General features: G+C 70.4%; 24 protein-coding genes. 12 read left to right on the top strand and 12 right to left on the bottom strand.

Going from position 1 to position 22756, the window contains the following annotated elements:
• Positions 1 to 13: 13 nt before the first annotated feature.
• The 7 genes from IE206_RS33600 to IE206_RS33630 form a co-directional block, all read right to left on the bottom strand.
• On the bottom strand, positions 14 to 796 hold the full coding sequence (locus IE206_RS33600; RefSeq protein WP_189968945.1) for a glycosyltransferase family 2 protein: 783 nt from the start codon (positions 794 to 796) through the stop codon (positions 14 to 16).
• Positions 797 to 822: 26 nt separating this feature from the next.
• Complete coding sequence (locus tag IE206_RS33605) at positions 823 to 1197, bottom strand: hypothetical protein (RefSeq protein ID WP_189968947.1); 375 nt, start codon at positions 1195 to 1197, stop codon at positions 823 to 825.
• Between the two features lie 92 nt (positions 1198 to 1289).
• On the bottom strand, positions 1290 to 2015 hold the full coding sequence (locus IE206_RS33610) for a hypothetical protein (protein ID WP_189968956.1): 726 nt from the start codon (positions 2013 to 2015) through the stop codon (positions 1290 to 1292).
• Between the two features lie 47 nt (positions 2016 to 2062).
• Complete coding sequence (locus IE206_RS33615; protein ID WP_189968958.1) at positions 2063 to 3322, bottom strand: PTS transporter subunit EIIC; 1260 nt, start codon at positions 3320 to 3322, stop codon at positions 2063 to 2065.
• A gap of 97 nt (positions 3323 to 3419) precedes the next feature.
• A complete protein-coding gene (locus IE206_RS33620) occupies positions 3420 to 4682 on the bottom strand; it encodes an ATP-grasp domain-containing protein (RefSeq protein WP_189968960.1) in 1263 nt (420 codons plus the stop codon).
• A 12-nt stretch (positions 4683 to 4694) separates the two neighbouring features.
• On the bottom strand, positions 4695 to 5942 hold the full coding sequence (locus IE206_RS33625; protein ID WP_229853267.1) for an MFS transporter: 1248 nt from the start codon (positions 5940 to 5942) through the stop codon (positions 4695 to 4697).
• A 254-nt stretch (positions 5943 to 6196) separates the two neighbouring features.
• A complete protein-coding gene (locus IE206_RS33630) occupies positions 6197 to 6574 on the bottom strand; it encodes an SH3 domain-containing protein (protein ID WP_189968962.1) in 378 nt (125 codons plus the stop codon).
• 588 nt (positions 6575 to 7162) lie between these two features.
• Here IE206_RS33630 and IE206_RS33635 point away from each other — a divergent pair.
• Positions 7163 to 7405, top strand: coding sequence for a hypothetical protein (locus IE206_RS33635; RefSeq protein ID WP_189968964.1), 243 nt, complete (start codon positions 7163 to 7165; stop codon positions 7403 to 7405).
• Here the strand turns inward: IE206_RS33635 and IE206_RS33640 are convergent.
• The 3 genes from IE206_RS33640 to IE206_RS33650 form a co-directional block, all read right to left on the bottom strand.
• On the bottom strand, positions 7357 to 7764 hold the full coding sequence (locus tag IE206_RS33640; protein ID WP_189968966.1) for a hypothetical protein: 408 nt from the start codon (positions 7762 to 7764) through the stop codon (positions 7357 to 7359). The two genes, IE206_RS33635 and IE206_RS33640, sit on opposite strands and share 49 nt — an antisense overlap.
• A gap of 455 nt (positions 7765 to 8219) precedes the next feature.
• Entirely contained in the window at positions 8220 to 8681 is a 462-nt protein-coding gene (locus IE206_RS33645) for a hypothetical protein (RefSeq protein ID WP_189968968.1), read from the bottom strand.
• Positions 8682 to 8795: 114 nt separating this feature from the next.
• Entirely contained in the window at positions 8796 to 8984 is a 189-nt protein-coding gene (locus IE206_RS33650; protein ID WP_189968970.1) for a hypothetical protein, read from the bottom strand.
• A gap of 149 nt (positions 8985 to 9133) precedes the next feature.
• Between IE206_RS33650 and IE206_RS33655 the strand changes: the two genes are divergently transcribed.
• Entirely contained in the window at positions 9134 to 10276 is a 1143-nt protein-coding gene (locus tag IE206_RS33655; protein WP_229853268.1) for a hypothetical protein, read from the top strand.
• Positions 10277 to 10866: 590 nt separating this feature from the next.
• On the opposite strand, the gene IE206_RS33660 is transcribed toward IE206_RS33655, so the two are convergent.
• Entirely contained in the window at positions 10867 to 11280 is a 414-nt protein-coding gene (locus IE206_RS33660; protein WP_189968972.1) for a hypothetical protein, read from the bottom strand.
• Between the two features lie 66 nt (positions 11281 to 11346).
• Here IE206_RS33660 and IE206_RS43280 point away from each other — a divergent pair, with 66 nt between their 5' ends.
• Positions 11347 to 11481, top strand: coding sequence for a hypothetical protein (locus tag IE206_RS43280; RefSeq protein ID WP_268254458.1), 135 nt, complete (start codon positions 11347 to 11349; stop codon positions 11479 to 11481).
• 404 nt (positions 11482 to 11885) lie between these two features.
• Here the strand turns inward: IE206_RS43280 and IE206_RS33665 are convergent, their stop codons facing one another.
• Positions 11886 to 13244 carry an NsdA family TPR-like regulatory protein gene (locus IE206_RS33665; protein WP_189968974.1) on the bottom strand — a complete coding sequence of 453 codons (1359 nt, stop codon included), beginning with the start codon at positions 13242 to 13244 and terminating at the stop codon, positions 11886 to 11888.
• Positions 13245 to 13426: 182 nt separating this feature from the next.
• Here IE206_RS33665 and IE206_RS33670 point away from each other — a divergent pair, with 182 nt between their 5' ends.
• The 9 genes from IE206_RS33670 to IE206_RS33710 all read left to right on the top strand — a co-directional run bounded on the left by IE206_RS33670 (position 13427) and on the right by IE206_RS33710 (position 22619).
• On the top strand, positions 13427 to 14413 hold the full coding sequence (locus tag IE206_RS33670; protein WP_189968976.1) for a glycosyltransferase: 987 nt from the start codon (positions 13427 to 13429) through the stop codon (positions 14411 to 14413).
• Positions 14413 to 15657, top strand: a complete 1245-nt coding sequence (locus IE206_RS33675) for a methionine adenosyltransferase (RefSeq protein ID WP_189968977.1) — start codon at positions 14413 to 14415, stop codon at positions 15655 to 15657. The genes IE206_RS33670 and IE206_RS33675 overlap by 1 nt, the downstream gene beginning before the upstream one ends.
• Positions 15654 to 16556: a sugar phosphate isomerase/epimerase family protein gene (locus IE206_RS33680; protein WP_189968979.1), complete on the top strand. Its 903-nt coding sequence runs from the start codon at positions 15654 to 15656 to the stop codon at positions 16554 to 16556. The genes IE206_RS33675 and IE206_RS33680 overlap by 4 nt, the downstream gene beginning before the upstream one ends.
• Positions 16553 to 17587 carry a Gfo/Idh/MocA family oxidoreductase gene (locus IE206_RS33685; protein WP_189968981.1) on the top strand — a complete coding sequence of 345 codons (1035 nt, stop codon included), beginning with the start codon at positions 16553 to 16555 and terminating at the stop codon, positions 17585 to 17587. The genes IE206_RS33680 and IE206_RS33685 overlap by 4 nt, the downstream gene beginning before the upstream one ends.
• 1 nt (position 17588) lies before the next feature.
• Positions 17589 to 18458 carry a DEAD/DEAH box helicase family protein gene (locus IE206_RS33690; protein ID WP_189968983.1) on the top strand — a complete coding sequence of 290 codons (870 nt, stop codon included), beginning with the start codon at positions 17589 to 17591 and terminating at the stop codon, positions 18456 to 18458.
• Positions 18458 to 20077, top strand: coding sequence for a carbamoyltransferase family protein (locus IE206_RS33695; protein WP_189968985.1), 1620 nt, complete (start codon positions 18458 to 18460; stop codon positions 20075 to 20077). Before IE206_RS33690 ends, IE206_RS33695 begins: the two co-directional genes overlap by 1 nt.
• Before the next feature lie 21 nt (positions 20078 to 20098).
• Positions 20099 to 20560, top strand: coding sequence for an NUDIX hydrolase (locus IE206_RS33700; protein WP_189968987.1), 462 nt, complete (start codon positions 20099 to 20101; stop codon positions 20558 to 20560).
• Between the two features lie 452 nt (positions 20561 to 21012).
• Positions 21013 to 22044, top strand: coding sequence for a DNA polymerase Y family protein (locus IE206_RS33705; protein WP_189968989.1), 1032 nt, complete (start codon positions 21013 to 21015; stop codon positions 22042 to 22044).
• A complete protein-coding gene (locus IE206_RS33710; protein WP_189968991.1) occupies positions 22032 to 22619 on the top strand; it encodes a hypothetical protein in 588 nt (195 codons plus the stop codon). The genes IE206_RS33705 and IE206_RS33710 overlap by 13 nt, the downstream gene beginning before the upstream one ends.
• Positions 22620 to 22756 lie beyond the last annotated feature (137 nt).

Below are 22756 nucleotides of genomic sequence, written 5' to 3' on the forward strand. Positions count from 1 at the left end.
TCCTGCGGCCGCCTCATGCAGCCCGTTGCACAGAGGGTTCAGCCCGCAGCTCTAGCTCAGCAACACCCTTCAACCATGCATGAGTCCGAGAATCGAACTCTGCTTGATCACGGTACGTTTCTTCGGCGCTCCACTGCCCGTCGTGGACGCGGCGGTGATACACAACATCGGGCAGCAGTTCCCCGGCAGCGCGTGCACACACGCCAAGCACGAAGCTGTAGTCCTCCCCTTTGTGGAGACCGCCGTGTCCAACTGCACGCGCAAGGGCCGTGTCGGTGAGCAGCATGCAGTGCCCCAGGGGCGGCTTACTGGCGAGCGGGTCCGGCCAGTACGACAACACCTCACCGGCCGCGAGCGGCCCGACGGGGGTCGGGCACATCCACGTCGACAGGTTCCCGGAGCGGGGGTCCCAGTCGGCCGACCGGCCAGCGACCCAGCGCAGTCCGGCGGCGACGGCGTGCTCGTTCCTGATTGCCAAGCTCAACGGGGTGGCGAGCCGGTCGTCATCGTCTGCGAAGGCACAACGGGGAGCGTCGACATAGTTCAAGGCGGTGTTTCGGGCGGGCGCCGGCCCGGGCCCGGGCCTGGCGATCACTTTGACCCGGGGGTCCCTCGTGATCGCCCGCGGTATGAGATCGGGGTTGGCCTGGGGGCCGTTGGGCGCAACGATCCACTGCCAGGTGACCTCCTCCTGGGCACGGAGGCTCTCGTAGAGCTCCTCGAGGAATGGCAGGCGTGTGGGGTTCAAGCCCGTCGGGGTGATGACGGCAACGGCAGGCTGGGCAGGGCTGGGCATGGATCTTCTCCGTGGGCGAGTGGGCACTACGCGGCGCGGCGCGGCACGTGGGATGAGGTGGCTCCGGGCCTTTGGGACCACGGTCCGATGACGTGGCGGGCGGGCAGGTGAATCAGGTGGAGGCCGGGGGGCAGTGATGCCTGGAAGTCCTGGAGTTCGGTGCGGCTGGGGGGCGCGGTGGGCGCTCGGGCGGCTGCGGCTTCGAGGATCGCAGGCGCTTCGGCTTCCTCGCTCAGTGGGCCGGTCCAGCGCAGGACGAGCATTCCGTGGTGGTCGTCAGTCTGCTGCTCGGGTGGGCCGGGGTGTACGGGCTGGTACCACCGGTGGACTTGGTCGAGGACGACGATCGGGTAGATCGCTCCGATGCCGTAGTGGGCGGCCTGAACTTCGTGCTGGGTCAACTCGTCGCTCCTTAATGGGTGTTGGTTCCGTCGCTGGTGTGGATGGGGCACGTCGGCGCCGTGTCGGCGGGGCGCTGGGCCGGGTGGTCAGGTCAGTGGGAGGGGGCTTCGACGACGTTGGTGGGCGTCGTGGCGCCGACGGGCTTGCCGAAGTCCGAGTAGGTGATGTCACCCGCCTCGGTGTTGTCGGAGCTGTCCACGGACAGGAGGTTGGAGGTGCCATCGGCCGAGACGAGGTAAGTCATCGGCTTGCCGCCGGACACGAGCTCTACGGGGACGGCTCGGTGGCCTCCCGTCTCCCGGATCGCCTTCTTGGTCATGGTGGTCGAGGCGGTGTAGGGGTGGGTGAACTGCTCCTGGTGGCAGTAGCTGGCCAGGGCCTTCATCAGGGCGTTATCCCGGGTGCCGTGGATCCACTGCGCGTCGGGGACTTGGTTATCGAGTTCCTTGGCCAGGGTCTGGTCGAGCTTGGCGAAGATGTCGCTGCCCTTGACGACGATCTCGAAGGAGCCTCGCTGCTTCTTGTCGACCGTGCCGGTGCACTCGGTGGCGGACAGCCGCAGGTCGGTGACGGCGTCCGAGCGGTCCATGCGTTCGCGGAACGACCCTGCCTCGGCGTTCGTTCGCATCGCCTTGTTGTAGATGTCGGCGGCGGGCAGCTCTTCGATGCCGTTCGCCTTGGCCGGGGGTGCCATTGGGGCCTGCTCGGTCGACTTGGACGTGCCGGCGGAGTCGTTGTTGCACGCCGTCAGGGTCAGTAGGACGGCCGTGCAGGCGAGAGCGGCGAGCGGCAGGCGACGGGCAGTGGAGTTGTTCATCGTGGTTGTCTCCAGGTGCGGGATGGCTGGGTAGGGGTGGGGACGAGTCAGGGTCGGGGACACGAAGGGCTCTCGGTGCGGGTGTCATCGGGTGGAGCGGGGGTGCGGCCGGGGGTGCGCAGGTTGAAGCGCGTGATCGCGAATCGGAAGATCATGTAGTAGAGGGCGCCGTAGGCGAGGGCGAGGGGCAGCAGGAGCAACGGGCGTTGGGAGATTGAGTAGTTGAGGACGTAGTCGATCGCTCCGGCGCTGAAGACGAAGCCCGCATGGATGTCGAGGAGGTTGACGATCGCGAGGCTGAGCCCGGTGAGCACCGCGTGTACCAGGTAGAGCGGGAAGGCCACGAAAACGAACGTCAACTCGATGGGCTCCGAGACCCCTGCGAGGCAGCAAATTGAGGCCGCGGGCAGTAGCAGGGCGCCGACACGGCGGCGGTGCTCGGGCAGTGCGCTGCGCCACATGGCCAGGGCGGCGGCGGGCAGGCCGGCCATGTAGACAGGGAAGAAGCCGCCCATGAACACGCCGGCTTCCGGACTGTGTTTCTCGATGAAGCAGGGGACGTCACCTTTCACGCCGCCCCCGCAGTCGCCGGTCAGGTACCAGGCCACGGCGTTGAGAGGCTGGTGCATGCCGATGGGGCCCAGGAGGCGGTTGAGGAACCCGAAGACTCCCCCGCCGAGGACCGCGTGGTCCGAGATGGTGGCCGCGGAGGCGGTGAGTGCTCGTTCCACGGTGGGGTAGGCGAGCCCGAGCAGGGTGCCGACGGTGAGGGCGGCGAGGGCGACGATCCCGTAGGCGGCGAACGGGGGAATGCGGCGGCGTCCGGTGGTGACGCGCTTCCAGATGGCCATGGCCAGCAAGGCGCCGACGATCCCGGCGAGCGCCCCGTAGGGCCATCGGGCGGGCGGGGCGTCGAGTTGGTCGGCTGGCAGCGGGTTGAGGACGAGGACGACTTTGGCGAGGACCAGGTAGGAGATGAGGCAGGCCAGCACGGGGCCGGCGACGTCCTTGGCGCGGTTCAAACCCAAGGCGATCCCGACGGCGAACAGGGCCGGGAGGTGATCGAGGACGGCGGCGCCCGCTCCGGAGATGACCGCGGCCGCGGTGTGCAGGTGCTGGTAGCGGCCCAGGAGGTCGTCTTGCCCGAGGCGTAGGAGCAGGCCGGCGGCGGGCATCGCGGCGATCGGCAGGGCGAGGCCCTGGCCCATGCGGCGCAGCCGCGCCGTGAGCGTGGTCGGGTCTGCCGGTGCGGCGTTGTCGCTGCGGTGCGGGGCGGTCTTGGTTCGGGTGAAGGGCAGGGTCACCACGTTGTCGGCCTCCGGTCGTCGTACGGCGGGTGGAGGTGCCGTGGTGCGGTGGCGGCCAGGGCGCGGGGCATGGTGGTGGCTCCTGAGACGGGTCGGGTCAGCGCACGCAGGCGGTGGTGCGGACGGGTTCGGCGATGTGCACGGTGAGGCTCTGCAGCACCTGGTCGAGGCGTGCCTGGCAGGCGTCGGGGTTGGGGCCGCTGACGATGGCGTGGGCGAGGCGGTCGTTGATGGTGCTGTGCGGGCCGGCGGCTACAACGTCGCCCGACTGCCGTGTCCAGACCAGGCGTTCGAGCCAGTCGGCGGTGAACGCGCGGGTGTGGGCGGCCTGGACGGGGCCGGTGACGGTCGGGTAGCGGAACTCGATCGCTGCGCTCTGCGCGACGGACTCGGCAAGGTCGGGGGTGTCGCCGGTGGCCAGGGCGGCCTGGGCCTGCGGGAGGGAGATGCCGGTCGCGAGGTGGACGAGGCGCGGGATGAGGTCGCCGCCGAGGCGGGCGTTGATCTCGATGATGCGCGGGCCCTGGCGGGTGAGGCGTGCCTCGACGTGCAGGATCCCGGTGGTGATGCCGACCGCTTTGATGGCGGAGGTGACGACGTGGCGGAGGGCCGGGTCGTCGAGGAGCGGGTCGGTGGCGTCGACGAGGTGGCCGGTCTCCAGGAACGCCGGCTCGGAGCCGAGCCGTTTGCGGGTGATCGCGGCGATGTGTACGTCACCGAAGCCGCGGACTGCGCACTCGACACTGATCTCGGGGCCGTGGAGGTACTCCTCGACCAGGACGCCGGCGACCGCACTCGCCTCCAAGCCGATCAGGGTCGCGGCGGCGGCGTTGTCGTAGTGGGCGCTGACGTGCTCGCGGTAGTCAGCGCGATGGACGCCGGCGCTGCCGCCCAGGCCGCGGGGCTTGATGACGACGGGGTAGCCGATGGCGTCGGCGGCCGCGACTGCTTCGTCGGCGCTGTTGACGAGGACGGATCGGGCGGAGGGAACGCCGTGCTCGGCGAGGAGTTGGCGGGTGCGGGCCTTGTCGCGGCAGGCGGCGACGGCGCCTGGGGCGGCGCCGGGCAGACCCAGTTCCTTGGCCAGGCGGGCGACGAGCTCGACGTGGTGCTCGAGGTAGGTGGTGACGCCGGTGATGGGCTGGCGCAGGGCGATCTCGGTGACCGCGCGGTGGGCGGCTTGGTGGTCGTGCAGGTCGACGGTGACCGTGTCGGTGACGTAGGGGCGGGTCCAGGCAGGCGGCTGGTGGTCGAGGAGGACGAGGTGGTGACGGGCGGCGAACTCCTGCAGGAGGAACGAGCGGTAGGCGCGGTCGCCGGCGCCCAGGACGAGCAGGACGGGCCGGGTGTGGTGGTTCATCGTGGCTCCTGGTCAGCGGTGGTTGGGTACGGGGTGGGCACGGTGGATAAGCGCGGCCAGGGGCCAGGCCAGAGCGGCGCCGAGGGCGCCGACGGTGATGGTGGTGAGGGCGGCGAGTTCGCCGCCGCCGTGGGTGAGCGCCCATCCGGCGAGGGCAGGGGCGATAATGACGGCGCCGGCCAGGGTCGTTCCCCAGATCCCCGCGTACAGGCCGCGGGCGGTGGGCGGGGAGAGGCGGTTGAGGAGGTCGGACGCGGCGACGAAGACGACTATCTCGCCGGGGACGGCGAGGGCGGCGGTCGCGGCGTAGCCGAGGGTGGTGGAGGCGAATCCGGCGGCGCCCATACTCGCGCCCAGGGCGAGGGAGCTCGCGGCGAACAGGCCGGTCATCGGCTTCGGGCCGTCGGCCTGGCGGCTGAGCCAGCGGTTGAGGAGCGGGGAGACCAGCAGGACCGCTCCCGCGTTCGCGGTCTGGGTCCAGCCGTAGGCGGCGGCGTCGAGTCCGTCTTCGGCCATGAGCATCGGCAGGGAGGAGAACAGGCTCGCGGCGCAGGTCAGCGCGCACAGGCTGGCCAGGAGCAGCAGCCACAGCCCACGATCGGTGAGCGCGGCACGGTAGTTGGCGGGCCGGGGAGCGTCGGGGTCGGGGTGCGGGTCGGCCGGCAGGAAGCGCCACACCAGGAGCGCGAACAGGGTGCAGGCACCGGCGTTGATCCAGATCAGGGCCTGGATGCCGAGCGGGCCGGCGAGCATGCCCCCGGCGGTTCCGGCGACGGCGGCGCCGACGTTGACGGCGAAGTGCCTCCAGGCGTTCACGGAGGCACGGACGCCGTCCTCGGGGAAGGTGTCAGCGATCTCGGCGGTGAACACCGGGCGGGAGGCGTCGTAGACGATGCCGGCGGTGAAGGTCGCCGCGAACAGGGCGGGAACGGCGTGGGCTTGGGCGAGCAGGGGCAAGGCGGCCGCGGCGAGCAGCATGGCCGTGATGAGGGTGGCGCGGTGGCCGATCCGGTCGGCGAGCCACCCGCACAGCACGGAACCCGCCAGCCAGCCCGCGCCGAAGACGGCGAGGATGGCGCTGACGGTCCCGGTGGAAAGGTGCAGGTCGTGCAGGCGGTACGGCAGGAACGGGTAGGTGAATCCGAAGCCCCTGGCGAGGAAGGTGCCGACCATCAGCGTCCAGATCGCCGCCGGCCATCGGCGTGTGGCTCCGGTCCCGGCCCGGTCCGGTCGCACGACCGGCGCGGCAGTGGTGGACACACAGACTCCAGCTAGGTTGCGGCGCTGATGGGCGGCGCCATGCAGATGCGAAGAGGCGGGGGTGCCGCCGACGTGGGAGGCGGCACCCCCTGGTTGGCCAGGACAGGCCCGCTCTCGCAGGACGAGGAGCAGGACCGGGCGCCGCTTCGGGGCTGAAGGGCGGTCCTCGGCCGGGGCCCGGCCGGGCAGGGGGTAGTGCCCGGCCGGGGGTCCAGGACGGCGGCGTCAGCCGCGGGCCAGGAAGCTGTGGCCGGTCAGTCGAGCTGCATGTAGACGCACTGCTCGAGGTACTTCTTGTGGACCCAGCCGGTGGTGCCCTTCTTGATGCCGGTCTTCGAATTGTGATCGAGCTTGATCTTGATCCAGTCGCCGCTGCGGCCGACCTTCGTGCCGGAGTCGCTCCAGCGGTAAAGCAGCCCGAGCGACCGGTAGTTCGTGCTCGGTCCGCTGCGGAGGTTGACCGCCTTGCCGGTCACCGACCAGGTCGGGCAGGTATTCGCTGCGGCAAGCGTTGCCGGCGCCTGCGCGGGGGTGCTCGCGAGGGCGGATGGGGCGGCCGCCAGGGTGACCGCGGCCCCCATTGTGATGGTGGCGACCGCGATGCCTGCGCGGCCTATGAACTTGGCCTGCATTCTTCGTCTCCTGAGCCGTGGACTGCGTTTCCCAAGGAGCCGTCCGAATTCGCGGGCAGGACGAGTTACGACGTCCCGCCTTCGAAGCGGAAAGCACACGCCCGAAAAGCTAGGAGAGTTTCCCTGTGGATAAGTTCCGGCGTTTCCCAGGCACTCGTGCGCGCCATCACAGCACGCGGATACACGAAGTTCCCGCTGGATGATTCATGGCAATTAGGAGCTTTCAGGCAACGGTTCTGATGGTCCGGCTAGCTCTGCGGACCGCTTCTAGTCCTGGACCGGTGAATTTCTGCGCCGCCCTGCACCCGCCGCGGTTCCAAAGGGACCCTGAGTTCTACTGCACACGAAAACGCAGCGGCACCCTCCCCGATATGGAGGGGATCCCTCTCACGGACGGATAGCCCGCCACCTCGTCCCCGTGCATGCGGTGCGCGGACGCGACCGGCGAAGCCCGCGCTCCTGATGGGGAGTTGACCCGAGCTGGAGCTCGGGGAACGCCAAGCGTACGCCGTGGCCTAGGAGTTGAGGCGAGCGTTGCAGTGCCTGAACCACCCGGGACGGAGAGGTTGACCTCGCTACCCTGACCTCATGGCACCCCAGGGCTACGCCACGTTCTCGGCGATCTTCGCCGTGGTGGGAATCGGGCATCTCCTCACCGCAGCGAACCGGTGGACGGGCGCGCGACGGCACGCCGCCCACTACACGGCTCCGGAGATCAGCGCCCCCTTTGCCACCCGCCGCGCCCGGATGACGTTCCACTTCCTACTGTCCGCGGGCGTCTTCTACGCGCTCGCGGGCATCTGGCTGGGCTGGCGCGCTTCGAGCGGCTGACCTTCTGCCATCTCCCGACGTTCCGCCCTGTACGCCGCCATCAGCTCGGCCACGGGTTCGCTGGTGAAGCCGTCGGCCTCCTCCAGGGCCGCGAGCGGCAGCGGATCGCCGGGGGCGTATCCAAGTGCCGGCTGCCCGGTGAGGTGCCCGCACAGGGCGTCCAGGCGCTCCATGAGGGCGGCGTGACGTTGTTGTTCCGCGGTCATGTCCTGCCACCAGTGCCAGCGCTGCGCGGCATCGTCCGGCCGGGCGGGCAGCGCACGGCGCAGGGTTTCAGCCCGGTCCGCGAGTGCCTCCCGCACCGGCAGGCGCAGCGCGCTAGTCAAGGTGTCCGATGCGGACTCCACGGTGGTTGTCATGCCGTCACGGTCGCACTCGGCACTGACATCGCACGGGATCCGAGCGCCGGGTGGGCCGTCTGTGTACTGGAGTGCACCCGGTCGGCTCAGCTGGCCTGTCGTCCACGGCACGCCGGACGGCCGGCGGCCCCTGGACCGCCGGCCGTGGGCACGGGCCGGTGGTGGTCAGGCTGGCGGGTGCTGGGGGCGGCGGTCCCGTCGGCGGATGTCGGGGTCGTCACCGGGCACGTGCGGTGGCGTAGTTCGCGTAGGGAGCCGCGTTCGGCGAGCGCTGCAGCGGGGCGTCGGCGAACTTCTCGAAGCCGCCGCCGTACTGCGTGACGACGTCGCCGAGGATGTTGGCGAGGTTCTCGGCGACCTAGGCGAAGGGATCGCCGGTGACCCACCCGGCCAGGACGCTGTCGAGGACCTCCAGGGCGCGGTGCAAAGTGCGGCTGGGAAGTCGTTCTGGCTGGTCAGAAGGCGGCGTCGAGGTGGAACGGGCGCGTGTGCGGCTTCTTGCCGTGCGCGGCGGTGTAGATGAACGGCAGGAACGCGCGGGCCCCGTCGGCAAGGTACAGCCCGACGCCGGGGTGCTGTGCCGGTGAGGTGGTGGAGTAGCCGTACGCGCTGGCGATCTGTGGGGCGAGCCCGGCCAGGAGGACCGCAGTCAGGTACTGCTCGGCGCGCGTCGCCGTGATCTTCCCGGCGTCGTCGAAGAGCGCGGGCAGCGGCGGCGCGGCGGCCGGTGCCTCCGCGGAGGGGTCGGTATCGGTGGCGCCGGCGGTGGTGATCGCGGTCCACAACCGTGCGCCACTGCTGAAAGCGATCAAGAGTCCGCAGGGGCGGCCGCTGTCGGACCAGCTGGTTGTCGAGGTGATGTCCGGGGCCTTGGCCAGGATTTCGATGCACACGTCCCGGACTTGCTCGGGGCCCACGGCTACCGCCTCTCTGTCGTACGCGCGTGCGTCAAGACTAGGCACATCTGGCATCGCGCTTCACATGGAGCCTGGGTGCAAACATGAAGAGATCTGTCATCCGGGGGGGGCGGGTCAGCGGCGGCGGCGGGACAGGGGATGCTGCTCCAGGAGCTGCCGGGCATCTCGTCGGCGGGCGCAGGACGGGTGGAACAGCGCGACTCCAGTGCAGGCGAGGTAGCTGACCACCAGGACGGCCAGGACGGACAGCGCTCCCGGAAGGCCTGACACGGCCACACATAGGTTCAGCAATGCAGTCGCCATGGCGATCTCCTCCCATCGGGCCGGATCAAGCGCCGGCGATGGCCGTAGACAACCAGTCCGCTGTCGGAGGGACCTGACGAAGGTGGGGTGTCTCTAAAGACCTTTCCATGGTGGCCACTTGAGTGTGGGAGGACCGCTAGCGTCGCCGCATGTCTCACCGCACGCTTGGTCCGAGTCCGGCCGACCAGCAGCTCATCGACCACGCATCGCGGCACGGGTTTGACGTGTCGGCGAAGCAACTGGCGACCTGGCGCCGGGCAGGCTTGCTGCCCGGAAACGCCGTGTCCTTCCCAGGCCGCGGGGGCAGCGCTTCCCAGCCTGTGCCCGCGGGTTTCGCCCTGGTGGTGGGGCTGGCCCGCCATGCCGGACGGGGCCGGCGTCCGGATGACCTCGCCCTCTTGTTGTTCGGGGACGGCCTGCCGGTGTCTGAGGCGCGCGTGCGGGCCGCCTTTGGCGCCGCTGTGGGCCGGATCCACATCGCTGCCGAGAATGCCGAGACTCAGAGTGGCAGCCCGGAGGAGCATGCTGCGCAGGTCGCTGACCGGGCCGTCGAAGCGGGTCTGTTCGTCGTGCTGGTTCCAGCCCGTGTCCGGCGCATCGACGAGCGGCTCACCCGCCATCTGCACGGCATGGGATTGCCCTGGCCTCCGCCGGAGCTGACTGCCCTGGACCGCAACCCCCACCCGACACCTTGCACTCCCCAAGGAGCCACAGCTGCGAGCGTGTACGCGGTCCTCCTGGGCGGCGCCTCCGTCACCCCGCAAGGGATTGGAGATCTCGTCCGCGCAATGAACCCTGGCATGCCAGGGAATCCCCTGGCCTCGCTCGCCGAGTACACCGACCAGGACGTACCCGACAACAGCCCCACAGCGTTCCGCCCCGAGGGTGGCATGACCACCATCCCCGACGGCGACGTGCGGGACATGCTGCAGCAACTGGTCGCTACGACGCCCCTCGACGACCTCCATGCGGCTTGGACGGCCGCGCAGGGCATCCGTGACTGGGCCCGGGACCTGTGCAAGCGCGTCGAAGCCGAACTTGACGCTGGCAAGCTCGGGGAAGCCCTCGCCGAGTGGGCGCCTAGTCGTACCCTCCTGGCCAGCACCTCGCTCCTTGCGGCGTTGCGTAACCGCCGTTGGTCCCCCGCCGACCATGCGACATCTGCGCTGTCCCTGCTGCTGATGAGGCAAGGGCTCCGCGCGCTGGATGAACAGATCCCCGGATGCCAGTGGGAAATCCTCGACTACCCAGGCATGCTCCCGCCGCCCCTCAAGCCACTGCTCAGGATGTAAATCCCCTCGTCTCGAGCGCGTCCAACTCCAGCGCCTGGACCAGACCCGACGGTGGATCGCGGCCGAGGAGCAGCTTGGCCGGCACGACCCGGCTCCTAACGCCACGACGACAGCGAAGCCCGGACCATCCCGTGACCAGGCGCAGGAGGACCTCGCCGACGGTGTCGAACCGCACCCCTGTGCCGGCCCGAGCGAAGTCTCATCAAGATGCTGGAGGCCTGAAGCGGCCACGGGCGGCTGACAGTCACCGGTGCGTGGTCGCTCTCCTCAGTTCGAGAGGTTCCGGGCGTCGACCATGCGGTAACGGTGCGGAGTCGGCAGTCGATCATGCGGGTTTCGCCGGCTGGGCCGTAGGTGTAGTGATCGAGCGCCTGGTGGGGCTGTAGAACCAGATCACGGTCTGCAAGGCCGGTCAGCGTCAGGGTTTCGCCATCGGCGTGCCGCCCTCGAAGACGACATGCGTCATGCGGCCTGTTGCCTCGATGCGGTCAGCCAGCTCAAATACGGCGTGGGTAGCCCGGTGCTCCTCCCCGTCTTCCCTTTCCGGCAGTCGCCGCAGCCGTCCTGCGGGCCGGGGAATCTCTCGCGCGTCACTCCTCGGTCAGGCCGTCCAGGGAATCGAGTTGCCCCTGCCACCAGTCGAGGGCGCGCCACGCTTCGTCCAGCCGTGCAGTGAGTGTGTCCGCCAGGTCTCCGAACGCCCAAGTGAGCGCTGTTGATCGGTCCGTCCGCCGTGCGGCGGCCGCCATGTCGCGGTCGTCTACGAGGTGGGGCCGCTCCGCGGCGTCCTCGGGGTCATCCGGGTCCAGCGCCCCGATCTGGACGCCTGCCAGGAACTGACAGGCGGCGTGCGTCTCGCGGTGTAGCTGGGTCAGCGCGTGGGCGAGGGCCGCCCAGATGAGTGCGCCTCGCTCGGCGGCATCACGCCGGGCGTCGGGGCCGAGCGCCTGCCACTCCCGCATGGACGGCACTTGGGCACCGCAGCGCAGGAGGTCCAGCTCCATGAGCCCGGCCAATGGCGGTTCGCCCGGCTGTCGACGCCGCGCCGCCACCAGGGACTTGGAGACTGCTTGGACGCTGATGCCGAGGCCTTCGGCCGCTTCGGCTTGGCCCCCGACCGCAGCTACGTACTGCTCCAGGGCAGTCGCGCGCCGGTCAGCTTCGGCCAGGCGCTGCTGGTCTCGCCGTTCCTCGGCATGCCGTAGGACTGCGGGAACCGATTCGGCGGCGGGAAAGACGCTCATGTCTGGCCTTCTCGCTGCGGAGGGAGTCCTCATCCGCGCCATTCAACCCCGGGGTTGAATGGCGGTCAACCCCAGGGTTGAACGGAGGTGGGGGCGGCGCCTTCTGGGCCAACGTCCTTGCCGCCGGGCGGCATTGGCGAAGGCCTCGCTGCGTGCACGCGCGGCCGCCGGGAGCCCGTCAGCCTCCGCCAGCGCGTCGCGGAGCAGGCTGCCGAACGGGACCTCCTGGCCCAGCGGGAGACACGTGAAGCCACAGCCCTGCGCCGGAAAGCCGAGGCGGCATGAGTGTCGGCGGACGCGGACGCGCAGGCCATCTGAACGCGTCGGTGCGCGAGAGGCTTACCCCAGGTCCACCGACAGCCTGTTCATGCGCTCAAGGCCAGGAAGTCGCGCACGGAGCGTGTGTCGCTGTGCGGAGTGAGCTGTTCCCGGAGCTGTGTGAAGGCGGCCGAGGGGCGGGAGGAGTTGACGCTGCTGTTCCGGCGGAAGGCTTCCGTAGCGGCGGCGCAAGCGGCATCGAGGTCGCCGAGGTCGAAGTGCGCGCGAGCGCTGCGGGTGAGGTACAGGAGGCCGTCGCGTACGTGACCGGAGGCGGCGTACTCGGCCTGCTGGGCAGCAGCGAAATTCTGCAGGGCGCGGTGCGGGTCGCCCAGGTCGAGTGCGGAGGACCCGGCCAGCATCTCGATCTCGCCCTGGGTGAGCGAGTAGACCCAGGGCGGGTCGTCGTCGTGAGCTCCCTGAGAGAAGGCGTCACGGGCCGCGTCAAACTCTTTGGCGCAGCCTTTCAAGTCACCGGTTTTGGACAGGGCCCGACCGGCACGGGCGTGGAGCAGTGCGCGGACGCGGGGCGTGGTCGTCGCCGCCACCCGGTCCTGTGCGGTGCGTACGAGGTTGACGGCGTCCTGCGGGTTGCCTTTGGTATAGGTCTGGATCGCCATGAAATTCAGCGTGTTGGCGCCGGCTCCGAGGTCGCCCGCGGAGGCGGAGGCGCGCAGGGAGGTGATGTAGAAGCGCTGGGCCTGTGCGTGCCGATCGGCATCGAAGTGCAGCCAGCCGCAGATGCGGGCGGCTTCGGCGAGCGTGGAGAACAGGCGCCGGCTGAGGCTGCTGTCGCCGGTAGCGCGGCTGGCGAACCGGTTGAGGAGGCGGAATTCCTCGGTAGCGGGCGGAAGGAGTTCACTGCTGCTGAGGACGTCGTCCAGATGGCGCAGGTCGTCCACGCGCTGTTCGAGACGGCTCATCACGTCTGGGTCGAGGCCCAGGCCCACGGGGTCGGGGGGTAGCGGCGGGGCGGCTGCTGTGGTGCTCCAGCTGGCCGCGATGCCTGACAGCGCGGCACCGCTGGAGATCAGGAATCCCCGTCGATCCATGGACCCTCCCTGAGCGGCAGCCGCTACTGCTGCCACGGTACCCGCAGGGGACCAGGGGCTGTCGAGAGCCGGGCGGTCGCCAGGAAAGGCCAGCAGGAGAAAGCCGGGCCAGCCGAGTTCCTCGACTGCCGCAAGCGGGATGCCGTGGAGGCGGGCCATCGCGTAACGGGTGGGTTCGTCGGGAACGTGGACGCCGGTCTCCCAGCGGGAGACCTTCTCGCGGCGCTTGGCCATCCGGCCGTACCCCAGGGCGTGGTGGATGTCGTCCAGGCGGTCCAGGTACTGCGCACCGGTCAGGTCGAGTGCGGAGCGCAGCGCGGCCAACGGGTGCAGTAAGGGCAGCTGATCGGGCATCGCGGTCTTCTCCTCACGCAACGTCCGGTGATGGCCCGACCTTAGCGATTCGGCCGACCTCCGGGGGCGCTTCGGCGAGGGCTCGGCAACAGCGCAGCAACAGGATTCGCCTTCCCCGACCAAGACGGGCTGCGGTGCCATGGATCCCGCCGTACACGCCGTTGCGAGGGAGGGAACCGCCGATGGGCGAGTTGGATGTGCCGCTGGTGTCGGTCGTCGTGAGCGCCCGAGGGAACACCGGACACCTGCGGGGCTTGCTGGACGCTCTGGCCGGCCAGAGTCTGCCCGCCGACCGGTTCGAGGCGGTGATCGTGGACAACGACCTGCCCGGACCCATCCGCCCGATCGCCGAAGCGGTCCGGGAGGGCGACTGGCCGTTCGCGGTGCGGGTCTTGTACGAGCCGACGCCGGGGCTGAGCGCGGGGCGCAACCGCGGGATCTGCGCGGCCCGGGGCCGCTACGTCGCGATCACTGATCCGGACATCAGCCCCGAGCCGCAGTGGCTGCAGACCCTGGTGACGGCGATCGAGGAGGAGCAGGTGTTCGCCGTGGGAGGCCGCACTGTCGTGGAGTACCCCGGCGGCTCGGTGACGGCGCTGACGAAGGCGCTGCGCGAGTGCCACGGCGCGGTGGACTGGCCCGCTCACCGGGAGCTGGCGGTGTGGCCGTACTGGGTTACCGGTTGCAATCTGCTGTTCGACCGTCAGACCGCCATGGACGTCGGCCTGTTCCGCACCGATCTGGGGCGCCGGGGTGGGTGGCTCGGGGACTGCGAGGACCTGGAGTTCGTGGACCGCGCCCGCCAGGCCGGACACCAGACCCTCATCGAGCCTGCTGCCGTCGTCTCCCATCCCGTCTACCGTCCGGAGACGACCCTGCGGCACTTCGTCCGCCAGGGCGCCGGGCACGGGGTGTGCGTCGCCCGGATGCACCTGAGCGTGCGCGTCGAGCCTGCCGCGATCCAGGCCGGGCGTGAGGCCGTGCACCAGGCCGTGATCGGGCTGGCCGCCGGATGGACCTTCCTGGACCGGTCCCGCGCCGTGGAGTCGGCGCGCGACCTGGCGCGCATCGGCGCATACCACCTGGAGCGCGGACGTCTGCGGCTGCTCGGCCGCCGTCCGATCGCGCTCGCTCAACTACCTGTCCACAAGATCATGGAGAGCTGCTGATGGACGTCATCACGGCCGCAGGGCTGTACCCCGCCGGCGCCGAGAACGCCGTCGAGGTGATCGAGCGGAAGGGCTCCGGCCACCCCGACACTCTCGCCGACGGTATGGCCGAGGCGATCTCCCGCGCCTACAGCACTTACTGCCTGGACCAGTTCGGCGCGATCCTGCACCACAACACGGACAAGCTGGCGCTGCTGGGCGGCTCCGCCGACGTGGCGTTCGGGCACGGCGAGATGACGGCCCCCATTCAGGTCCTGGTCAACGGGCGGATCACGACCGCGCTGGGCGCGCAGTCCATCCCCGTCGAGGACATCGTCACCACGGCGGCCCGTGCGTTCCTGGGGGCAGCCCTGCCGCTGCTGGACACCCAGCGGTGGGTGCAGGTGAGGCCCCGGCTGACCCAGGCTTCCAGCCCCGGAGCAGTCGCCGACGGTGCGAACGCGGAGCAGGCGGCCTCGCGGCAGCGCTGGTTTGCCCCGCGGAGCCTGGACGACCTCGCCGAGCGGCACCGCCTGTTCTCCAACGACACCTCCGCCGGGGTCGGCTACGCGCCCCTGGGTATCGGCGAGCAGCTGGCCAGCGGAATCGAGACGCATCTGAGCAGCGAGACGTTCCGTGCCGAGCACCCGTACTTCGGCACGGACATCAAGCTGATGGTCGTACGCCACGGTGGCAGCGTGCGCCTGACAGCATGTGTGCCGCAGATCGCCCGCCACACCGCGGGCCTGGACACCTACGTCGCCCGCCGGGCCCTGGCCCGGGAGTTGATCGTGGAGACGGCCGGGCGGATCGCGCCGGGTGTGGACGTCGAGGTCTTCGTGAACACCCGTGATGTCGATGAGCGGCCCGAGCTCTACCTGACGGCGACCGGGTCGTCGATCGAGTCTGGCGACGAGGGAGTGGTCGGCCGGGGCAACCGCTCCAACGGGCTGATCTCGATGCTCCGTCCCTGGTCGGCCGAGGGCATCTCGGGCAAGAACCCCGTCTACCACGTCGGCAAGCTCTACAACTTGGCCGCCACGGAGGCCGCCCGCCGGCTGCACGAGGAGACCGGGCTGGAGTGCGCGGTGGCTCTCGTCTCGCAGTCCGGCCGGGATCTGGCCGATCCGTGGCAGGCCATCGTGCAGACCTCCGGGCCGACCCCGATCCTGGCGGTCGACGCCCGCCGGGTACTTACCGCAGTAGTGGAGGACCTGGAGGGCCTACGGGAGCGGTTGCTGGCGGGAAAGCTGGCTACCGCATGATCGCCCGTCCTGAGACTGCCGCACCGTTTCGGCCGTGCCTGAACCCCGCCACCCTCGCCGGCGTCCGCCTGCCCGACTTCCTCTCCCTGGCGGCGGCCGCTGGATTCGAGGCGGTGGAACTGTCCATCCAGCAAGCCCAGCACCTGGGCACCGCACCTGTGCGTGACCTGCTGGCCGAGCACGGGCTGACGGTGGCGGCCGCCAGCGGCATCCTGCCCGCCGGTCCCGTCCTTCCCGCCCCGCTGCTGGTCGACACCGCGGGGTACGCCGAGCACCTGCAGACCCTTCCCGAGCGGCTCAAGACGTTCGCCGCACTGGGCTGCCCTGTCGCAACGACCGTCCTCAACCCCTTCTCCGCGCTCGACCAGGGCGATGCCCTGGCCCTCGCGCGCCGGCGGATCGCCCAACTCGCAAACACGGCCGCCGACTACGGCGTGCGCCTCGCGGTGGAGGCCGTCAGCGTCGTGGACGGACTGCCGCCCGAACTCGAGGGCCCTCACCCGGTGGCCGCCACCCTGCCTGCGGTCGCCGAGCTGGTGCACGAGAGCGGCACGGAGAACGCCGCGGTGCTGGTCGACTCCTTCCACTGGGCGGTCGCCGGAGCCGACCCCGGCCACATCACCGCCCTCGGTACGGGCGGGGTCGGGCACGTGCAGATCGCCGACATTCCCCACACCGGCACCCCGCGCGGCTGGACGGACGGCCTGCGGCTCTTCCCTGGCGACGGCGCCCTCAACTGGCCCGCCTTCGCCGACGCGCTCACCCGGGTCGGCTACGCCGGGACCGCCTCGGTGGAGCTGTTCAACCCCATCCTGCGGGCCCTGCCCCAGGACGAGATCACCGCCCGCTCCTACCGCGCGGCCACCGGCTGCTGGAACCCCGAGGAGGCATCCCCATGAGCCCGCAGACCAGGCCGTGGAGACTGGCTGTCGCCGGATGCGGCGCAGCCGCATTCGGTCTCCACCTCCCCCTGCTCGCCTCCCGCCCCACCGTCTTCGAGGTGACGGCACTGGCCGACCGCGACCCCGCCCGGGCCCGCGCCGCTGCCACCCGCTTCGCCGTGCCCCGTATCGCAGCGACCACGAAGGACCTGCTCGACGGCGCGGACATGCTGGTGATCCTCACCGGCGTCCACGAGGACCTGATCGAAGCGGCCCTGGACGCAAACGTTCACGTCTTCACCGAGAAGCCCGTCGGCCTGGACGTCACCCACACCCGCAAACTGGCCGCCCGCGCGCAGGAGGCGGGGCTGCTGCTGGAGGTCGGGGCGATGCGCGCTCACGACCCGGCCCTGCACGCCGCTCTCGCGGCCGTCCCGGACCCGGCGGGCGGCTGGCTCATCAAAGCCGACGGAGTCGACGAAGCCGCCCGCCGGCGCCTGCTGCCGCCCGGTTTCAGCCCGTACACCTTCGCGGAAGACCCGCCCCAGGCGGTACCTGAGCAGCTTGCCGCCCCGCACCAGCGCACCGCACTGCGGATCCTTCTGTGGCAGGGCTACCACCTGCTGACCGCTCTCGCCCTGGCCGCCCCCGGTGTCACGCCAGCCGCGTGCACCCTGGACTCCGACAGCCAGTCCCTCCACGCGCTGCTGTACGGGCCGGCCGCCGAGCCCTTCACCCTGGTCATCAGCGCCACACCGCCCAGCCGCTTCCTGGAGCAGATCCACTTCAGCGGCCCCGGGGACGCGGCCACCATCGACTTCGCCCGCCCCTACCAGCGGTCCACCACGACCCGCCTGACCACCGCCACCGGCGAGCAGTGCGGCTTCTGCGACCCGTTCGCCGCCATGTGGCAGTCCGTCAGCGACCGGCTGGCTGGCCAGTACCCGGCCGACCTGCCCACGAGCACCGCCCTCGCGGTACGGGTGGAAGACCTGGCGCTCGCGCTGGCCACCATCTGCCGCCCCGGCCCGCACCCCCGGAAGGACTGACATGCCCACCGATGCCCCTGTCCTCGTACTCGACGGGCCCCCCGGAGCCGGCAAGACCTCCCTGCTCGCGCGGATGGTGCCCGTCCTGGGCGACGCGTGCCTGTGGTTCACCGAGCCCAACGCACGGCTGAGCACCGGCCTGCGAGCCCCCGTACACCCCTCTGCCGCCGGACACAGCCTCTGGTTCCTGCGCCACGAGCTGGACAAAGCCCGCGCCGCCGCCCGGCTCACCACCGACCCCGCCACCCGGCTGCTGATCTCCGACCGCAACCACCTCGGCGCCCTGGCCTACTGCTGGGCGACCCGCGCGGACGACAGCCTCCCCTACCGCACCGCCCGCGACTTCTACGCCCGCCACATCGCCCCCGCCCTGCCCGAGCAGGTCCTGACCGCGATCCTCCTGGTCAGCCCCGGCGAGAGCCTCACACGCCGCGGGCACGTGGCCGAACGGCCCCGCTGGGAGCAGTGGTTCGACGAAGGACTGCTGGAGCGGCTGCACTCCTTCTACACCGACATCGCCCCAACGCTGTGCCCCACCCCACCGCTGATCATCAAGACCGACGGCGCCACCCCGGGCACCGTCCTCGCCCAGGTCAGCGGATTCCTCGCCGACGCCGGTCTCACCGACACCGCGGCGAAGCTCACCACCTCCACCAACGTTCCGGACGTACGCCCGGAACTCGACCCGCAGTTCCGGGCCGTCTATGACGCGTTCGGCGGACTGGAATCCCTCGGCCATCCCTTCACCGAACCGCTCGACCACCGCGGCATCACGGTCCAGCTGTGCCAACTCGGCGCCCTGTACCGCGACCCGAAGGGCCACACCGGTCTGTGGGACCTGCTCGCCGAACCCGTACGAGGGGCCGCCTGATGACCGCCCACACCCCGGTCGTCGTCGGCATCAACCTCGGCCACGACGGCGGCGCCGCCCTCATCACCGACACCACGATGGTCGCCATCGGCGAAGAACGACTCAACCGCACCCGCTACAGCCCCGGCTGGCAAGCCTCCCTCCTGTACTGCCTGCGCGCCGCCGACATACGGCTGGAGGACGTCGACCTGCTCGCGGTCAGCGGCATCGGCCACCACCCGCCCACCGCAGACGAGACCGCCCTCGCCCACCTTGGCGTCGACCTGGCACGGATCGTCCCCGTCGACCACCACCTCAGCCACGCCTACACCGCGTACTGCCTCAGCCCCCACGACGAGGCGACCGTCCTGGTGGTCGACGGCGGCGGCAACAACCACGACACCGAGACGTACTACGCCGCCACCCGCGACGGCATCCACCGCCTCGGCGGCAACCCGCCCACCCGCCCCCGGGCCGGAGGTATCGGTGCCACGTACGAGGCGTTCACGAACTGGCTCGGCTGGCACGAACAGGAGGCCGGGAAAACCATGGCCCTCGCCTCCTACGGCGACCCGCACGCCCACCCGGCCCCTCTGTTCGACGTCACCGGAGCCACCGTCCACGGCCGCCTCACCCTCACCCACGCCGCAGGCGTCGCCGAACTCGCGCGCCGGAACAGCGCCGACTTCGGACCGCCCGGCAGCCGGGGAGACAACCCGCGCGCCACCGACGCCGCGGCATACGTACAGGCCCAGACCGAACAAGCCCTGTCCGCCCTGGCCGAGCAGACCATCGCCGCCACCGGTCTGCGCAACCTGTGTTTCGCCGGCGGCGTCGCCCTCAACTGCGTGGCCGCCGACAGACTCCGCCGCCTGGACGCCGTCGACGGGTACTTCGCGCCCCCGGCGTCCTCCGACCGCGGCCAGGCCCTCGGCTGCGCCCTCCACGCCTGGCACCAACTGACCGGCGAACTGCCCCGCCGGCCGCTCACCCACGACTACTTCGGCCGCACCTACACGGACGCCGAGATCAAACAGGCCCTCACCCGGGACCCGCGCTCAGGCCTGGTCGAGCGCCGCCGCACCCCCTACCGGTGGCGGCGCGAGAGCAACATCACCGCCACCGCCGCCCAGATGATCACAGCGGGGAACATAATCGGCTGGTTCCAGGGCGGCAGCGAACTCGGCCCCCGCGCGCTCGGAGGCCGCAGCATTCTCGCCGACCCCCGCACCACCGCCAGCTCGCACGCCCTGAACCACCGCATCAAGCACCGCGAGCCGTTCCGTCCCTTCGCCCCTGCCGTCCTCGCCGCGCACGCCCACCACTGGTTCGACCTCGACGTACCCAGCCCCTTCATGCTCCTCGCCCCGCCAGTCCGAGCCGACCGGGCGGACACGATCGCGGGCGTCGTCCACGTCGACCGGACCGCCCGTGTCCAGACCGTCGATCCCAGCACTACCCCGGCATTCGCCTCGCTGATCGAGCACGTCCACCAGCTCACCGGGGTCCCCCTCGTACTCAACACCAGCCTCAACACTCAAGAGCCCATCGTGGAAACCCCGGCGCACGCCCTAGCCACCTTCCAGGCGTGCGGCCTGGACGCCCTGTGCATCGGGGACTACCTGGTCGAGCCGGACTGAGCCCCCTGCCACACTGATGCCATGAACGCTCTGCCCCGGCGGGAGGCGGCCCGAGCCGTCATTCTCGACACCGACCAGCGAGTCCTGCTCCTGCGGTACGAAGAGAACGACGGATTCTGGGCCACCCCCGGCGGCAGCCTGGAACCGGGCGAGGACTACCCCAGCGCCCTCCGCCGCGAACTCGGCGAAGAACTTGGTGCCACCGACATCACTCTCGGCGCCCAGATCGCTGAGCGCAGCCAGGACCACCTCGTCGGCGGCCACCCCGTCCGCCAGGTCGAGAAATACTGGCTCGTCCACGCCACACCCGCCGCCATCGACCCAGCCCGCGCCACCCAGCCGGACAACATCGACTCCATCCGCTGGTGGACACTGGACGAGCTCCTCTCCACCGGTGAGAGGGTCTACCCCCGCGGCCTCGCCGACCTCATCACAGACATCCTCACCACAGGAGCCCCTGAGCAGCCTGCCGTCCTTGGGTGAACATCTCGAGTATCGCGCTCCGGGCGGCTTCAGCGAGGTTTGCGCACCGGGAGCGCCCCTGATTGAGTCGCCACAGGCCCTTGCGCCGGTAGGGCAGTTGGACTGCTCCCCTTCAGAAGCCGAGTAGTCGGACTAGCAACACCGTCTGACCACCCGAACCCCGGAGCGCGACGCTCCGCCGAAGTAGCCGTCGTGGCGGACACATCCGCCGTCGGCGCGGCTCCGGCAGCAACGGCGAGCGACTGGAGCACCTACTGATCGGCCCGAGCCTCATGGGCCCGACCGCTCCGGCGACGTGTACGAAGCGCGTCTCCTCACCGAACTCTCCAACGTGCCTGGCCAACAGCTCCGCCCGGACGCTCAGTCATCACAGTGACGGTCACAGCGGCAGCTGATTCCAGGAAATGTGTTTTCGAATATCCGTTCGGTATCGTGGGGGTGGAGGTGCCCTCATGGACACAGACGACCGCGTGGGACCCACGTCATCGATCCTGCATCTGCGGTGCGCTCGTGATATCGACGAGCAGGTGTACCGGCTGGTGCTCGGCCTGATCGCCGACATCACGCCGGTCGTCCAGGCGCTTCCGCCTGCCGCGGCCGTAGCCGATGTGACGGGCAGCCTGCGCTACCACGGCCAGGACCCGGCTCATCTTGCACGGGTACTCAGAGCTCGGGCGCTGGGACTGTATGGGGTGTCGGTGGATGTCGGGGTGGGCCCGAACTGGTCGGTTGCCTCGATGGCTTCACAGGCCCCTGGGCCAGGCGGTGTCTGTGTGGTGGGCGCCGCCTCCTGGGAGATCGCCGCATTTCTGCAGCCACGCCCGGTTGGCGACTTGCCGGGTGTCGGTCCAGTCCAGGAACGCACCTTGCGGAAGTTTGGGGTGCACAGCATCGGCCTGCTCGCCCAGCTTCCCCTGGGGACCGTTCAGCGTGTCGTAGGAGGGGCAGCGGGGCGCCTGCTGTGGGAGAGGGCCCGCGGAGTGGACCGTCGGACGGTTGTCCCTGCTGAGCTGCCTCTCAGTGCCTCGGTCTCGACGCGGTTCGCCACCGACACCCTGGACTCCGACGTGGCACGCGCCGCTCTGCTCGGCCTCGTGGTCGATCTCGGTGAGCAGCTCCGGGTCCGTCGGCAGGCATGCCGTGCGCTGACGCTGACCGTGGTGCTCGCCGACCGCAGCAAGATCGTTCGGTCGCGTACCCGGCCGGACGGGCCCAGCGCGCACACGGGCGACTTGCGCCTCCTTGCGGTTGAGGCGTACGAGGCTTTGGGATTCCAGCGGGCTCGGCTGCGGGCGCTGACGCTGACCGCCGAGCGCCTCGTGTCCGCCGCTCAGGCGCATGAGCAGCTCAGCCTCGATGAGCGACGCGAACGCGGGCTGCGTATCGAGACCGTCCTGGACCGCGTGAATGCGCGGTTCGGGTCCAGGACCGCGGGTCCCGCAGCAGCAGTCGCCCGTCATGGTGCCGTGTCATGGTCTGCCTGATCGGGCCCTCGCTCACCCAAGATGCGGAGCCCGTGGCGTTCCGGGCGCGGACCGCGGCCGTCGACGGGCACGTCTACGCCCAGGAGCAGTGGCTCGATGCTCGGGTGCGTCTCGCGGGCCGGGTCCGGCGGGCCGTTGTGACGGAGTACCGCGACCATGGTGGACGGCGTATGGCTCACCTGCTGCGGCGTCCGACCGACGGTGCACCGCCGGGTCTCGGCTGGTTCTGGTGGCATCCGCGCTCCATGCACGTGTCTGGTGATGGCCTCTCCCCGGTCGAGGTACTGCCCGCTCGCCCCGGGGATGCTGTACGCCTGCATCCGGCCCAACTCGCAGCTGGTCCAGGGCCATTGTCGTTCGACGAGCTGTCCGGCGGTATGTTGCCCGCCCGCGTCCAGGTGGCCGACCGATCGCACGAGGCTCTCATCCTGCGCACCTCGGTTCTCGCCGATGGCAGTCCTGCCGCCCTCGTGCACATCCACATCGTCGACGGGCTTTGGGCTGTCCATTACCCGCGGCTGTATGCATGGGACGGCACAGTCGTCGTTCCGGACGCGGACCGGGAGGTGTCGTAACCGTGGCCGCCTTCGAGGAGCCCGAACAGGCGCCGCCCTGGTGTGAAGGGGCCGGCCCGCCTCCGCGGGTCTGGCTGTGGCCCCGCGGCGATCGTCCCGCGCTGTGGATCCGGGCAGCAGGTCGCTGGCGGTACGCA

Source organism: Streptomyces violascens (genome assembly GCF_014649955.1).
Classification (GTDB): domain Bacteria; phylum Actinomycetota; class Actinomycetes; order Streptomycetales; family Streptomycetaceae; genus Streptomyces; species Streptomyces violascens.

Coding starts and splice junctions, on each gene's coding strand:
- IE206_RS33610 (WP_189968956.1), bottom strand. CDS start 2,015: ATGAACAACTCCACTGCCCGTCGCCTGCCGCTCGCCGCTCTCGCCTGC.
- IE206_RS33600 (WP_189968945.1), bottom strand. CDS start 796: ATGCCCAGCCCTGCCCAGCCTGCCGTTGCCGTCATCACCCCGACGGGC.
- IE206_RS33685 (WP_189968981.1), top strand. CDS start 16,553: ATGAGCCCGCAGACCAGGCCGTGGAGACTGGCTGTCGCCGGATGCGGC.
- IE206_RS33655 (WP_229853268.1), top strand. CDS start 9,134: ATGTCTCACCGCACGCTTGGTCCGAGTCCGGCCGACCAGCAGCTCATC.
- IE206_RS33650 (WP_189968970.1), bottom strand. CDS start 8,984: ATGGCGACTGCATTGCTGAACCTATGTGTGGCCGTGTCAGGCCTTCCG.
- IE206_RS33670 (WP_189968976.1), top strand. CDS start 13,427: ATGGGCGAGTTGGATGTGCCGCTGGTGTCGGTCGTCGTGAGCGCCCGA.
- IE206_RS33675 (WP_189968977.1), top strand. CDS start 14,413: ATGGACGTCATCACGGCCGCAGGGCTGTACCCCGCCGGCGCCGAGAAC.
- IE206_RS33700 (WP_189968987.1), top strand. CDS start 20,099: ATGAACGCTCTGCCCCGGCGGGAGGCGGCCCGAGCCGTCATTCTCGAC.
- IE206_RS33710 (WP_189968991.1), top strand. CDS start 22,032: ATGGTCTGCCTGATCGGGCCCTCGCTCACCCAAGATGCGGAGCCCGTG.
- IE206_RS33690 (WP_189968983.1), top strand. CDS start 17,589: ATGCCCACCGATGCCCCTGTCCTCGTACTCGACGGGCCCCCCGGAGCC.
- IE206_RS33680 (WP_189968979.1), top strand. CDS start 15,654: ATGATCGCCCGTCCTGAGACTGCCGCACCGTTTCGGCCGTGCCTGAAC.
- IE206_RS33640 (WP_189968966.1), bottom strand. CDS start 7,764: ATGACAACCACCGTGGAGTCCGCATCGGACACCTTGACTAGCGCGCTG.
- IE206_RS33660 (WP_189968972.1), bottom strand. CDS start 11,280: ATGGAGCTGGACCTCCTGCGCTGCGGTGCCCAAGTGCCGTCCATGCGG.
- IE206_RS33635 (WP_189968964.1), top strand. CDS start 7,163: ATGGCACCCCAGGGCTACGCCACGTTCTCGGCGATCTTCGCCGTGGTG.
- IE206_RS33665 (WP_189968974.1), bottom strand. CDS start 13,244: ATGCCCGATCAGCTGCCCTTACTGCACCCGTTGGCCGCGCTGCGCTCC.
- IE206_RS33630 (WP_189968962.1), bottom strand. CDS start 6,574: ATGCAGGCCAAGTTCATAGGCCGCGCAGGCATCGCGGTCGCCACCATC.
- IE206_RS33620 (WP_189968960.1), bottom strand. CDS start 4,682: ATGAACCACCACACCCGGCCCGTCCTGCTCGTCCTGGGCGCCGGCGAC.
- IE206_RS33695 (WP_189968985.1), top strand. CDS start 18,458: ATGACCGCCCACACCCCGGTCGTCGTCGGCATCAACCTCGGCCACGAC.
- IE206_RS33705 (WP_189968989.1), top strand. CDS start 21,013: ATGGACACAGACGACCGCGTGGGACCCACGTCATCGATCCTGCATCTG.